This window comes from Yersinia intermedia (assembly GCF_900635455.1).
GTDB lineage: Bacteria > Pseudomonadota > Gammaproteobacteria > Enterobacterales > Enterobacteriaceae > Yersinia > Yersinia intermedia.
On the sequence record NZ_LR134116.1, the window covers coordinates 2,226,351 to 2,239,483 of the forward strand.

A 13,133-nucleotide genomic window follows, 5' to 3' on the forward strand; every position below is an offset into this window, starting at 1 on the left:
TTAGTCAACCAGTGAAATCGTACAGGTAGTGCCCGCAATAAGCGTGACATCCGCCGGGACATCTAACAGTTTGATTCTCACCGGCACCCGTTGTGCCAGCCGTACCCAAGGAACATTAGGTTTTACATCCACCAATAAGTCGGTGCTGCTATCAACGCTTTGATCATAAATAGCGCGACCAATACTCTCTACCACACCGCGTAAAGGAATGTTGCCATTGTACAAGACGATTTTGGCTTCATTACCTTCTCTAATATGTTTCAGCTTGGTTTCTTCGAAATAACCCATTACATAGAATGAATGGGTATCTATTAGCGCGACTAATGGAATGCCCGCGGTTGCATAGTTGCCCACCCGTGTTTGTAAGTTGGTTATATAGCCATTAGTAGGGGCATAAATACGGGTCTTACTGAGGTTCCATTTTGCTTGCTCGACATTCACCAGCGCTCCCTGATAGGCCGCTTTCATGCTATCTGCAGTTAAGTTAGCAATGTCGAGATCTTCACCAGAAATAATATTTTTGGGTAAATTACGGCGGCGTTCTGCTTCATGATTCGCTTTGGCCAAATCAGCCTGTGCCTTGACCAAAGCGGCTTGGGCGTTATCCAATGCCAGTTGATAGGGCTGTGGGTCAATCACAAATAATAAGTTACCCGAGCTTACCAACTGGTTATCATGAACTACTATTTGAACCAGTCGGCCCGACACTTCTGGGGTAATGCTGACCAATTCAGCCCGAACTTTACCATCGCGGGTCCAGGGTGATTGCATGTAATAGTTCCACATCCACCACCCAGCACAAAGTGCGAGAGCGAATATAATGACAGAGGAGAAATATTTAAGAGACTGATGATTCATATCAATTTACCAACTGGCTAATATCCATAAAGAAACGCTGACCGCAATGACAAAAATTGATAGATCCATTAATATTGGATGCCAGATGTCACCAGAGTAGATCCAATTCCGTAGGACATGATGGATCAATAGCCAAAACACCAAACCTAGCATAACGGCCTTAAACAGCGGTGGAAAATAGATTGAGGCACCTAAAACCAAGTCTGTAAGCGGTGTATTTACGGGTAACACTGATACATACATAAGGTTAATCCTTTATAGGTATTTTTAGCAAAAACATCATTTTTGCTAAACTATTCGCCGTATTTATTGCTATTACCCTAGCATCGACGGTATATATACATTTGTGTTTTTAATGTTAATTACCCAAAATAGACGGGACTCTGGGAGTTATGCTAGCACGCTAATTAAAAGGAGGGGCAATTGGAATCGACATTAGGATCTGATTTAGCACGATTAGTTCGCGTTTGGCGCGCACTTATCGACCATCGGTTGAAGCCGCTGGAGTTGACTCAAACGCATTGGGTTACCTTGCATAACATTAATCGTCTACCGCCAGAACAGTCACAAATTCAACTGGCAAAAGCGATTGGTATCGAACAACCATCATTGGTTAGAACCTTAGATCAACTGGAGGAGAAAGGGTTAATCACACGGCATACCTGCGCAAATGATCGCCGTGCGAAGAGGATAAAACTGACGGAGCAGTCTTCACCGATAATAGAGCAGGTTGATGGAGTCATATGTTCCACCCGCAAAGAAATTCTTGGGGGGATTTCAACAGACGAGATTGAATTACTGTCGGGTCTGATTGATAAGCTTGAGAGAAATATTATCCAATTACAAAGCAAGTAATAATAAAGATTTACGACTCTATTCACAGCAGAAAGACATTTGTAGTAATAAAAAGCCAGAGTTCATCACGAACTCTGGCTTTTACATAAAAACAATAAGTGCAGCGTTATTAACGTGGGCTAACAGTCACTGTGCTGCCGTTGCTGGCTAGCATTACACGCTGGCCGACGCTAAAGCGGGTTGGGCCTTGTTTTTGCACCACCAAGATGGTTGTACCGTCATCTTTACGGACTTCAAGTTGTACGCCGTCGGTACGGTTCATTGCGCCCTGAACACCTTGCCCCGCCATACCACCAGCAACCGCACCTGCGGCTGTCGCCAGACTACGACCGGTACCACCGCCAACAGTATTCCCAAGGAAACCACCCAAGACAGCCCCGCCAATGGCACCCATAACATTGTTCTCATCGCCACCCTGAATAGTTACTGGGCGTACTGACAGTAAGGTACCGTAAGTCACGGTTTGCACTTGTCGGGCTTCAGATGCGCTGAATACATCACCAGACAGGGTGCTATTATTGGCACAACCTGTCAGAGTAACCGCAGCAATAGCAACGGCGATTAGTGGCTTGATCATAAAAACTCCTATTAAAGATGCACAACCGCATTACGGTTCAGTATGCCAGGGATATCCCAATCCAGTCCATTGATGGCCCGTATTTGCTCCGGGCCGGTATTTGTACAAAGTATGGCTTACCCAAATGTTTATTTCACTACTTACTTATTTTTAACTATCTGCTTAATTTTTCGACCGTCATCAATGGGTACGAAGCTTAGCGTTTTATACTTCAACCAATATTAAACGGCAGTTTAATTTTCTTAAAGTAAGAATTATCGTTGCGATAAATTAAAATGTAAGTAGTAGCGACTTTTATGTGACCTTTCCTACAAATAAAAAACCGAGTTTAGGACAGGCTCCTATAGCGGTATACACTTAAAAAAGTATATCTTTTCAGGGTGTTAATTTTTTATTCTGACTTGGCTCGCGGAAAGTCTTATTGCTATGTTGTCCTTTAATGGGGAATAAGGTCATTGCTATGAAATCAGGCCGTTTTATTGGAGTGATGTCAGGAACCAGCCTGGATGGGGTTGATGTCGTATTAGCTGCCATTGATGAGCGCATGGTGGCCCAGCAGGCCAGCTATAGTCACCCAATGCCGTTACAGTTGAAAAAAGATATCCTCGGCATGTGTCAGGGCCAGACTACGACCTTGTCCGCAGTGGGTAAGCTTGATGCCCAATTGGGTATCTTGTTTGCACAAGCGGTGCAGGGGTTACTGGCGAAAGAAGGCCTTAGCGCACAGGACATTACTGCCATCGGTTGCCACGGGCAGACTGTGTGGCATGAACCGCTCGGTGAACCGGCGTTTACAATGCAATTAGGTGATAACAACCGCATTGCTGCACTGACAAAAATTGCTACTGTTGGGGATTTCCGCCGCCGTGATATGGCTTATGGCGGGCAAGGTGCGCCTTTGGTACCTGCGTTCCATCATGCATTGTTAGCCCATGCTACAGAACGGCGCATGATTCTTAACATTGGTGGCATTGCTAATTTATCTATGCTGTTACCCGATTTGCCGGTGCGGGGGTTTGATACCGGGCCGGGGAATATGTTGATGGATGCCTGGATCTGGCGTAACCGTGCCTTACCTTATGATAAAGATGCGTGCTGGGCATTGTCGGGGCAGGTTAATCAGCCGCTACTTGAGCTGATGTTCAGTGATCCCTATTTCGCCAAGCCAGCGCCGAAAAGTACCGGGCGCGAATATTTCAATGCCGGGTGGTTGGATAAACAACTGGCTAAAGTGCCGGGGCTGAAAGCGGAAGATATTCAGGCAACGTTGGCTGAGTTAACCGCGGTATCAATCGCTGAGCAGGTTCAGTTAGCGGGGGGCTGTGAGCGGCTGCTGGTGTGTGGCGGCGGGGCGCGTAACCCTTTGGTGATGTCACGGATGTCAACCTTGCTACCGGGGACGGAGGTGTGTGTGACTGATGATTTTGGCGTGAGTGGCGATGATATGGAAGCACTGGCGTTTGCCTGGCTGGCATTTCGGACGTTGTCAGGTAAACCGGGTAATTTGCCATCAGTGACCGGAGCCAGTTGCGAAACCATTTTAGGAGCAGTCTATCCTGTATCGTCACGCTGAGGGTGTTAAGCTGCCATAGGGTACGGTGCCTTATTCCATCAACGAGGACGACACAATGAAACATTTATTTGTTGCAACTTCAGTATTTGGCGTAACAGCAGTATTGATGTTGGCAGGATGCAGTCTGGTTCAGCCCAAAAGTGAAACGCTGCATTATCAGTGTGGTACCACCCGTCTGACGGTTATGCAGGACAACCGACAAGATAAAGTCAATTTGGTGTTAGATGGCAAACAGTTGACCTTACCTCAGGTGCGTGCGGCTTCCGGTACTAAATATAGCGACGGCCATTATAGCTTCTGGTCGAAAGGAAATAGTGCTTTTGTTGAGCGTGATGAAAAAGTCATTATCAATGACTGTGTTTTGATCAAGTAATCAGGCTGTTGTCCGCTCTGAGTGATTGTGATTCTTGCGCTGCGAGGGCAGAATAATGATCACTGCTTTCCTGCGCGTTACAGAGCTTATATGACTGACAAAAATGAATTTGATGTTGCAGATTTGCGTCGCGAATATATTCGCGGCGGTTTGCGTCGCAGTGATTTAACCGAGAACCCGCTGGATTTATTTGAGCGTTGGTTAAAACAAGCCTGTGAGGCTCGGTTGCCTGACCCGACGGCAATGTGTGTGGCAACGGTGGATGCCAGCGGTCAACCTTATCAGCGCATTGTGCTACTGAAGCATTATGATGATCAGGGCATGGTGTTCTATACCAATTTAGGTAGCCGAAAAGCGCAGCAACTGGCGGAAAATCCACATATCAGCCTGTTATTTCCCTGGCATATGTTAGACCGGCAAGTCATCTTCCTCGGTACCGCAGAGCGGCTTTCAACCCTTGAAGTGCTGAAGTATTTCAGTTCCCGCCCGAAAGATAGCCAGATTGGTGCCTGGGTCTCCCAGCAATCATCGCGTATTTCTGCCCGTGGTGTGTTAGAAAGTAAATTCCTCGAGTTAAAGCAAAAGTTCCAGCATGGTGACGTGCCATTGCCCAGTTTCTGGGGGGGATTCCGCGTTAAATTTGATTCTGTTGAGTTCTGGCAGGGCGGAGAGCATCGCTTGCATGACCGTTTTATTTATCAACGGCAAGCAGATGCATGGAAAATTGACCGTTTAGCCCCTTGAGAACGATGAAATAATTGTGGTTAAGCCTAGCGCTCGTGTGACGGGCGCTTTATTCTATACCCTTCGTACTTGAAGCCGCAGGGGTGTTTGCTATTTTCGCTACTCAGCCCACCCCTGAGCCTCGCATCTGCGAGGCCACTGCAAGCAGATTTTTCACCCGAATCGCTTATTTCTTATTTGATAAGCTCATCGGGATTTATTCGCTTGCTGCCTGGCTGAAACGCCATGTTCTTTGGGTATAAATCCTCTTTTCCTCGTAAAAGATAATTTTTTGTAAAAGACAATTTTTGTGAAAAACAATGGAGTCGTTGATGACCAGCAGCAACCTGATTAAACAATTGCAAGAGCGGGGCCTCGTTGCCCAGGTTACGGATGAAGACGCGTTAGCAGAGAGACTGGCGCAAGGGCCAATTTCACTGTATTGCGGTTTCGATCCTACCGCAGACAGCTTGCATTTGGGTCATCTGGTTCCGTTGTTATGCCTGAAGCGTTTCCAACTGGCAGGGCATCGCCCCGTGGCGCTGGTCGGTGGCGCTACCGGTATGATTGGTGATCCAAGTTTCAAAGCCAGCGAACGCAAGCTGAATACTGAAGATACGGTGAACGAATGGGTTGAGAAAATCCGCCGGCAGGTTTCGCCATTCCTTGATTTTGATTGTGGTGAAAACAGTGCTATTGCGGCCAACAACTACGATTGGTTTGGTGGTATGAATGTGCTGACCTTCCTGCGGGATATTGGCAAGCACTTCTCTGTTAATCAGATGATCAATAAAGAAGCCGTTAAACAGCGCCTCAATCGCGATGACAGCGGTATTTCGTTTACTGAGTTTTCATATAACCTGCTACAGGCTTATGACTTCGCTTGCCTGAATAAAGCTCACGGTGTGGCTCTGCAAATCGGCGGCTCTGATCAATGGGGTAATATTACCTCGGGTATTGATTTAACACGCCGCCTCCATCAGCAGCAAGTTTATGGCCTGACCGTGCCATTAATTACCAAAGCCGACGGTACTAAATTTGGTAAAACCGAAGGTGGCGCGGTATGGCTGGATCCGAAGAAAACCAGCCCTTATAAATTCTACCAGTTCTGGATTAATACCGCAGATGCCGATGTTTATCGCTTCCTGAAATTCTTTACTTTCATGAGCATGGAAGAGATTAACGCGCTGGAAGACGAAGATAAAAATAGTGGTAAAGCGCCACGGGCGCAATACGTTCTGGCCGAAAATGTCACTGGGATGGTACATGGTGCAGAAGGCCTTGCTGCTGCAAAACGTATTACTGCCAGCTTATTCTCCGGTGATCTAAATGAGATGACCGAAGCTGACTTTGCCCAGTTGGCACAAGATGGCATGCCAACAATTGAACTGAGTCGCGATGCTGATTTACAACAGGCATTGGTTAATGCTGAGCTGGTTCCTTCTCGTGGGCAGGCGCGTACTATGATTGGTTCTAATGCTGTCGCCATTAATGGTGAAAAGCAAGCAGACCCAGAATACACCTTTACCGATGCTGATCGTCTGTTTGGGCGCTATACCTTATTGCGTCGTGGCAAAAAACATTATTGCCTGATTAGCTGGTTGTAAGAATGAAATAAAATAAGGGGCAGAAATGTCCCTTATTTTTTGGCTAATGTTTTGTTAGCTGATGCTTTATTCCGGTCAGCACTGTATTACAAAGTGGGCATGGGTGCCCTTAACTTTAGGCCGTTCCAATGAAAAATATACTTTCGATTCAGTCTCACGTTGTTTTTGGCCATGCGGGTAATAGTGCTGCTGAATTTCCTATGCGCCGAATGGGGGTCAATGTTTGGCCATTGAATACTGTCCAGTTTTCGAACCATACGCAATACGGTCACTGGACCGGTTGTGTGATGCCTGCCAACCATTTGACTGAGATTGTACAAGGCATTGCCGATATCGATCGGTTGAAAGATTGTGATGCGGTATTAAGCGGTTATATTGGTTCACCTGAGCAAGGTAGCCATATTCTGGCGGCGGTTGCGCGCGTAAAACAAGCTAACCCTAATGCCTGGTATTTTTGTGATCCCGTCATGGGGCATCCAGAGAAAGGTTGTATCGTCGCTCCTGGGGTCGCTGAGTTCTTTTGTAAAGAAGCCTTACCTGCCAGCGATATCATTGCGCCGAACCTGCTTGAACTGGAGCAGCTTAGTGGTGTGCGGGTTGAAAATGTCGAACAGGCCGTTAAGGTTGCTCGTGAGCTTTGTGCGCAAGGGCCAAAAGTTGTGTTAGTGAAGCACCTAAGCCGCGCCGGGTATCATGCTGACTGCTTTGAAATGTTATTAGTTACGGCGGATGAAGCATGGCATATCAGCCGCCCGCTGGTGGACTTTGGTACCCGCCAACCGGTTGGTGTCGGTGATTTAACCAGTGGTTTATTGCTGGTAAACCTGCTGAAAGGTGAAGTACTGGATAAGGCATTGGAACATGTTACTGCCGCAGTCTATGAAGTGATGCTGAAAACGCAGGCGATGGGTGAGTATGAACTTCAGGTTGTGGCCGCTCAGGATGGAATTGTTAACCCTGTCAGTAAATTCTCTGCCATCAAGTTATAACCCCTGCTATACAGTGCCCCTTAATGCAGGGGCACTCTAATTAATCAACTAGCTTATTTCTTAACGTCTTCTGCTGCTAACGCGGCTTTAACGGCTGGCCGTTCAGCCACGCGTGCCATATATTTATCCAAATTACTGCGCTGCGTAATATCAAGTTTCAGGGCATTAGCCCAGCGAGTGACAGTAAATAAATAGGCATCAGCTACGCTGAATTTCTTACCTAATAGATAATCATGTTGTGCTAATACGCTGTCTACATAACTGAATTGTTTATCCAACCGCTCACGGGCGATCACTTTATATTCATCTGGTGTTTTTGGGTTAAACAGTGGGCTGAAGCCCTTATGCAATTCAGTCGCAACGAAGTTTAACCATTCAATGGCATGATAGCGGGAAAGGGTTCCTGCCGGGGCAATCAGGTGGCGATCAGGCACAAGATCAGCCAGATATTGCACGATAGCAACACCCTCAGTGAGCAGGCTGCCATCATCCAGTACCAACGCGGGGACCTGTCCTTTTGGATTGATGCTTAAATAGTCTTCACCCGTCTCAGTTATCTTGGTCGCCAGATCGACACTTTCAATACTGAAGTCTAACCCCGCTTCACGTAATACGATATGTGGAGACAGAGAGCAGGCACCGGGTTTATAGAACAATTTCATCACAAACTCCTTAATCAAGCACTGAAAGAAAAAAGCTTCCTTAATCCTAAGGCAGACGAGGGAAAAATACAGCTAGCGGTGTAATATAATTGTGCGGGAAATAAAATCAGTTACAAAATAAAAATAGAAATAGAATGTTGTCCTACAGCAGTGAGTATCCACCGCTGTAGGTAATCCCTGCCAATTATTACTAGGCAGTGGAAATCAGTTACCGTGGTGGACGAGTGCTGATCGATGCGGACCAGCTAAAAGTGGTGGTGCTTGGTGCGGTTTTTTTGGTTTTTCTTTCTACGCGGGTTAACTTGGCGACTTGTTCCCGAGCGTTCATGATTTTATCTATTGCTTCTTCTCTTACTTTATTTTGTTCTGAGTTGGTTAAAGCCCTTCCTAAATTTATTCTGGCTCTGTCGAGTTGCGTTTTGACGTCACGTTGCTCACTTTCGGTCATTTCTTTTAATGTCAGCCTTTTCATTTTTTTCGCCTTGTTTGCATCAGTCTTACTCAGTGTACAACCTTATCCTGCGTGTGGATGTAAGAGATTGCGATCTGGACGACATTAATCACTATAAAAGCCTGATAGCGGCATTAGTCAAGCGAGATCCAATGCAGTACAGCCACCGCTCGGCGTAACTGCTACAGCGAGCGGTGTAAACAAGAGGCGGTTTGGGAGTCACAATAGCCGTGAACCGTAACCCCACAACAGTACCGTAAGACCAAGGAGTAATTCTAATACCAATACGCCGATGGCAAAGGTGGAACCTGAGAAGATAAAACCTTCTTGTCGGTCAATATTTAAGAAAGTGGGGATCCCCAGATACATCAGGTAGCCGGCATAGCAGAGTGCAATGATTCCAACCAGTAAGCACAACCAGATAATCGGGTAGAGGGCGACAACGCCAGCTAAAAACATTGGCGTTGCGGCATAACCGGCGAACAGGGTACAACTTTGCCAACTGGGCCGGCTCTCATAGCGGCGGGCCATCCAATAAATTACTCGGCCCATGAGTGCGACGGCGGCCAAAATCAGAACATAGAAAATGATGGCAGAATAGATAGCGGTAAGGGGAGCCAGCTTTATGACCTGACCATCGCCAAAGTTCCAGCCCACTTGAGTGGTGCCGATAAACGCACAAATCACTGGAATAGCAGCCATTAACAGAACGTGGTGGGCATACAGATGGCGGACACTTTCCCCCTCGCGTTTAATTTGCTGCAATTCCTGACTAGGGTGGGTCAGAAGCCCCCAGACATGGTTTATCATAAATCACCTCCTTGCCGGTTATTGACCGCAAATAACAGACGGGTTTCATTCTGATATCGCTCAAAATGGGGTTAACGCTGTGCGGTCTGTTATCAGTATAGTTTATTTTTTGCTCACAAATAATGTGATGAAGTTATCACTGATAAGGCGAGTGATATTCATCATCTCAGTAAATGTTTAAGATGAATCAGTGAATTAATCAGGTATTTTAAACAGGAGCCGTTTATGGGTATTCAGGGAAATGATAGTAGAATCGACAACATAGAATTTGCCGTCAGTGATATTGCTCGCTCGAAGGATTTCTATGGCAAGGTATTCAATTGGCGCTTTACTGACTATGGCCCAGGATATTGTGAGTTTACCGATGGCCGACTGACCGGCGGCTTCACCACCCTGAGTGACGTTCAGCCCAATGGCGGGCCGTTAATCATTCTGTATGCTGATGATCTTGAACAGACGCAAAAACGGTTAACAGAGGCAGGGGCTACCATTGTGCTGGCTACCTTTGCTTTCCCCGGTGGGCGACGTTTTCACTTTACCGACCCGGATGGTTATCAGTTGGCTGTATGGTCTGATAAATAAGTATTGAATTTAGGACTTATTGTATCCAAACGACAGGCTGCCTGAGTTTTACGTGGGAGTTGGCAGGATAAAGCGCCCAGAACGCGAGCTTTATCCTGCCGGGCAATTATGCGGCGGTTACTGGGGTCGCTTTATTACTCTCTGTTGGCGCGAGAGTCATGCGATACAGTTTTGGTGCAGTGAGCATCATCAATACTGCGATAATGGCAGTGACAATACCAATTTGCATAAATACATGGCTATAGATTGCCAGTGATGCATGGGCATCAGTAATATCACTTGGCACAGCGGTTAATGTTGCCACTTTACCGGCAATGAGGGCCGCCGCTGCCGTCGTCAGGAACCATGAACCCATGATGAAGCCCATCAAGCGCTGAGGTACCAACTGCGCAACCATCGCCAGGCCCAGGCCCGAAATCATCAACTCACCGATACTTTGCAATGCGTAGCTCAGGATCAACCAGTTAACGGACACAATGCCATGTTCGTTGGCGAAGCTGGCACCCCATGGTAGCACCAGGAAGGCCGCTGAGCAGAGCACCATACCGAACGCAAACTTGTGTGGCATTGGCAGGCGGTCACCCATCTTATTATAGATAGCCGCCAGTATTGGGCTGGCTACCATGATCCAGAACGGGTTCAGCGCCTGATATTGTTCAGGTTCGAAGGTAATACCAAAGATTGAATGTTCCACGTTATGGATAGCAAAGAAGTTCAGCGACGTTGGCATTTGGCTATACAGTACAAAGAACACCACCGCTTCCAGCATCAGTAAGAATGCAACAATCATTCGGCGGCGGGCAGTGCCATGCAGAGAGAAGGTCTCTTTGGCAAAGATACAGATGATACCCAGAGATACCAACGCCAACGCCCAACGTGCAACTATCTGGTTATGCAGCAACCAACTCGACAGCGTGACCAGTGCAACCACACCCACCAGCACCATCAGCAGTTTTTTAACTTGTAGTGGCGCAAAGTCAGGTTTAGAACCTTGGTTTTTCACCCATTTACGGCAGAACCAGAAGTTCACCAGCGTAATCAACATACCCACTACGCTCAGTGAGAATGCGACGCTCCAGCCATATTTCGCGGCTAACCATGGGGTTGCCAGCATAGAGAAGAATGAACCGATATTGACGGACATATAGTACATGGTGAATGCACCGTCCAAACGCGGATCATCTTTGTTATAGCATGTTGACAGCAGAGAAGATGGGTTGGCTTTGAACAAACCATTACCGACCGCAATGGTTGCCATACCCAGATAGACCCAGAAAATATCATGACCGGAATAAGCAATCATGGCATAACCGACAGCCAGCGTTAATGCGCCGAGCACAATAACACGTTTAGCACCGAGCACTTTATCGCCTAACCAGCCACCGATGGCCACAAAGCCATAGACCAGTGCACTGAAGGATGAGAACAAGGTGATGGAATCGGCTTCGCTCATCCCGAGCATTTTTACCAGATAGACGGCCATGATCCCTTGCAGGCCGTAATAACCAAAGCGCTCCCAAAGCTCTATAGAGAAGATCAGGTAAAACGCTTTCGGTTGCTTGAACGCATTCATACTGATGCTTTCAGGTTGCTCACTATTGGGTGGTTGTTGACTGTTGTTTGCTGTTGACACGGGGACCTCTGTTTTTCACTACCGACCATAAATGGCGGGAGAGACAAAAGTGAATGCGCGAATTGGCATCCTTTTGCGTTGTTATAAGATGTTTAGCGGCGGTTAATGTTCACTATCTTTGTCAACGAGACAAGGGTTTTGTAATAATCTGTTACATATATCTCTGGCAGGGCAATGCAACCATGTTGCAAATGTTATGCAGTATTAACGTTTATGTTTTCGCTGTTTGGCAAACTTTTGTTTTGATTAAAAGCTGAGCTGATTTTGTTTAGTGATATATTCTGCTATTTTTGTCATTTGCAGTTAATCTGATTGGTTGTTAATGAATAACCAAGCCAATATTGTGCTTATTATGAATAACCCGAAACTATCCAAAATGCGCTCAAATGTTAATCAGTGAAATACCTTGGTTGAAAGATGAAATGAGATCTGGATCGGATAGCTGTGTAAATTTTTCGCTCGAAAAAGGCCTCCATGGCAAAACACGCCGCTGAGGGGCGATGATATACTGGATAAAATCATGAAAATCTGAGTATCTGTATGGATATCAAACAACTGGTCTATCTTTGTAATCTGGAGCGTGAGCGTCATTTTGGTCGTGCGGCGGAAGCCAGCTTTGTCAGCCAACCAACATTGTCGATGCGCCTGAAAAACCTGGAGCGAGAACTGGGGGTGGCACTGATAAATCGGGGCAATAATTTCGAAGGATTTACCGCCGAAGGTGAGCGCGTATTGGCCTGGGCCAGAGAGATTGTCTCTGTCTATCAAGGGCTAAAGTTAGAGGTTGAATCCCTTAAACATGGTTTAAACGGCACACTGCGTATTGGTGTCGTACCACAATGCAGTATCTCGTTGGCGCTTTTACTTAAAAGTGCCAGTGAACGCTATCCTCATCTGGATTACCGCGTTTCAGTGTTAAGTGCTGATCAATTGCTAGAGGCTTTAACCGGTCACTCGGTCGATGTGGGCATTGGTTTTTTTGAATTGACCACCTTGAGTGAGTTGCATTTTCAGGTGCAACCGCTGGTTGACGGGGGCATTGACGTGGTGTTTCACCCCGAACATTTCCCCAATTTGACGGGGACTGAGCCACTGACACTGACCCAAGTGGCACAACTGCCGCTCTGCCTGGCTGAACCCAGCCGTTACTTCCGCCGTTATCTGGATAACAGTTTTCGTGAGGCCGGTTTGTCGCTGCATGTGCGGCTGGAAAGCACGTCTATCTTTCAGTTATTACAAGGCATCTTTGTCGGTTTAGGCTGTGGCTTGTTCCCACAAGGGAGTCTACTTGAGGATATGTCACCCGACCTGCAACGGCGGCCGGTGGATATTGGGAAGATGAATCGACATGCCGCTGTCGTAGTGGCTGAACCAGAGCGCGTAACACCGCTGGCCCAGCACTTTTTTGATGTTGCTAAAACGTGGTTGGCGACCCACTAA

At 46.8% G+C, this 13,133-nt stretch carries 15 protein-coding genes; 8 read left to right on the plus strand and 7 right to left on the minus strand.

What is annotated here, in order from left to right; translation table 11 throughout:
- A complete protein-coding gene (locus EL015_RS10160; protein ID WP_032906091.1) occupies positions 1-858 on the minus strand; it encodes an efflux RND transporter periplasmic adaptor subunit in 858 nt (285 codons plus the stop codon).
- A 6-nt stretch (positions 859-864) separates the two neighbouring features.
- Entirely contained in the window at positions 865-1,101 is a 237-nt protein-coding gene (locus tag EL015_RS10165) for a DUF1656 domain-containing protein (protein WP_032906090.1), read from the minus strand.
- A gap of 180 nt (positions 1,102-1,281) precedes the next feature.
- Here EL015_RS10165 and rovA point away from each other — a divergent pair, with 180 nt between their 5' ends.
- Complete coding sequence (rovA, locus tag EL015_RS10170) at positions 1,282-1,713, plus strand: virulence master transcriptional regulator RovA (RefSeq protein ID WP_032906089.1); 432 nt, start codon at positions 1,282-1,284, stop codon at positions 1,711-1,713.
- A gap of 109 nt (positions 1,714-1,822) precedes the next feature.
- Here the strand turns inward: rovA and EL015_RS10175 are convergent, their stop codons facing one another.
- Positions 1,823-2,290 carry an outer membrane lipoprotein gene (locus tag EL015_RS10175; protein ID WP_005184468.1) on the minus strand — a complete coding sequence of 156 codons (468 nt, stop codon included), beginning with the start codon at positions 2,288-2,290 and terminating at the stop codon, positions 1,823-1,825.
- 460 nt (positions 2,291-2,750) lie between these two features.
- On the opposite strand from EL015_RS10175, the gene anmK reads away from it, so the two are divergent.
- The 5 genes from anmK to pdxY all read left to right on the plus strand — a co-directional run bounded on the left by anmK (position 2,751) and on the right by pdxY (position 7,555).
- Positions 2,751-3,863 (plus strand): anhydro-N-acetylmuramic acid kinase, encoded by a 1,113-nt coding sequence (gene anmK / locus EL015_RS10180; protein ID WP_005184467.1) that lies wholly within the window; start codon positions 2,751-2,753, stop codon positions 3,861-3,863.
- 55 nt (positions 3,864-3,918) lie between these two features.
- Positions 3,919-4,236 (plus strand): MliC family protein, encoded by a 318-nt coding sequence (locus tag EL015_RS10185; protein WP_005184466.1) that lies wholly within the window; start codon positions 3,919-3,921, stop codon positions 4,234-4,236.
- A 90-nt stretch (positions 4,237-4,326) separates the two neighbouring features.
- The gene (gene pdxH, locus EL015_RS10190) at positions 4,327-4,980 is read left to right on the plus strand and encodes a pyridoxamine 5'-phosphate oxidase (protein ID WP_005184465.1); all 654 of its coding nucleotides are present in this window, start codon (positions 4,327-4,329) and stop codon (positions 4,978-4,980) included.
- Positions 4,981-5,291: 311 nt separating this feature from the next.
- Complete coding sequence (tyrS, locus tag EL015_RS10195) at positions 5,292-6,566, plus strand: tyrosine--tRNA ligase (RefSeq protein WP_032906088.1); 1,275 nt, start codon at positions 5,292-5,294, stop codon at positions 6,564-6,566.
- A 128-nt stretch (positions 6,567-6,694) separates the two neighbouring features.
- Positions 6,695-7,555: a pyridoxal kinase PdxY gene (gene pdxY, locus EL015_RS10200; RefSeq protein ID WP_005184461.1), complete on the plus strand. Its 861-nt coding sequence runs from the start codon at positions 6,695-6,697 to the stop codon at positions 7,553-7,555.
- A 53-nt stretch (positions 7,556-7,608) separates the two neighbouring features.
- Here pdxY and gstA read toward each other — a convergent pair whose 3' ends face one another.
- The 3 genes from gstA to EL015_RS10215 form a co-directional block, all read right to left on the minus strand.
- Positions 7,609-8,217: a glutathione transferase GstA gene (gstA, locus tag EL015_RS10205; protein WP_005184459.1), complete on the minus strand. Its 609-nt coding sequence runs from the start codon at positions 8,215-8,217 to the stop codon at positions 7,609-7,611.
- 208 nt (positions 8,218-8,425) lie between these two features.
- Positions 8,426-8,689, minus strand: coding sequence for a YjbD family protein (locus tag EL015_RS10210; RefSeq protein WP_005184457.1), 264 nt, complete (start codon positions 8,687-8,689; stop codon positions 8,426-8,428).
- Positions 8,690-8,887: 198 nt separating this feature from the next.
- Positions 8,888-9,478 carry a Yip1 family protein gene (locus EL015_RS10215; RefSeq protein WP_005184456.1) on the minus strand — a complete coding sequence of 197 codons (591 nt, stop codon included), beginning with the start codon at positions 9,476-9,478 and terminating at the stop codon, positions 8,888-8,890.
- A gap of 225 nt (positions 9,479-9,703) precedes the next feature.
- On the opposite strand from EL015_RS10215, the gene EL015_RS10220 reads away from it, so the two are divergent.
- Positions 9,704-10,060, plus strand: a complete 357-nt coding sequence (locus EL015_RS10220; protein ID WP_005184453.1) for a VOC family protein — start codon at positions 9,704-9,706, stop codon at positions 10,058-10,060.
- A gap of 106 nt (positions 10,061-10,166) precedes the next feature.
- Here EL015_RS10220 and dtpA read toward each other — a convergent pair whose 3' ends face one another.
- Positions 10,167-11,693, minus strand: coding sequence for a dipeptide/tripeptide permease DtpA (dtpA, locus tag EL015_RS10225; protein ID WP_005184450.1), 1,527 nt, complete (start codon positions 11,691-11,693; stop codon positions 10,167-10,169).
- A 540-nt stretch (positions 11,694-12,233) separates the two neighbouring features.
- On the opposite strand from dtpA, the gene EL015_RS10230 reads away from it, so the two are divergent.
- A complete protein-coding gene (locus tag EL015_RS10230) occupies positions 12,234-13,133 on the plus strand; it encodes a LysR family transcriptional regulator (protein WP_050288183.1) in 900 nt (299 codons plus the stop codon).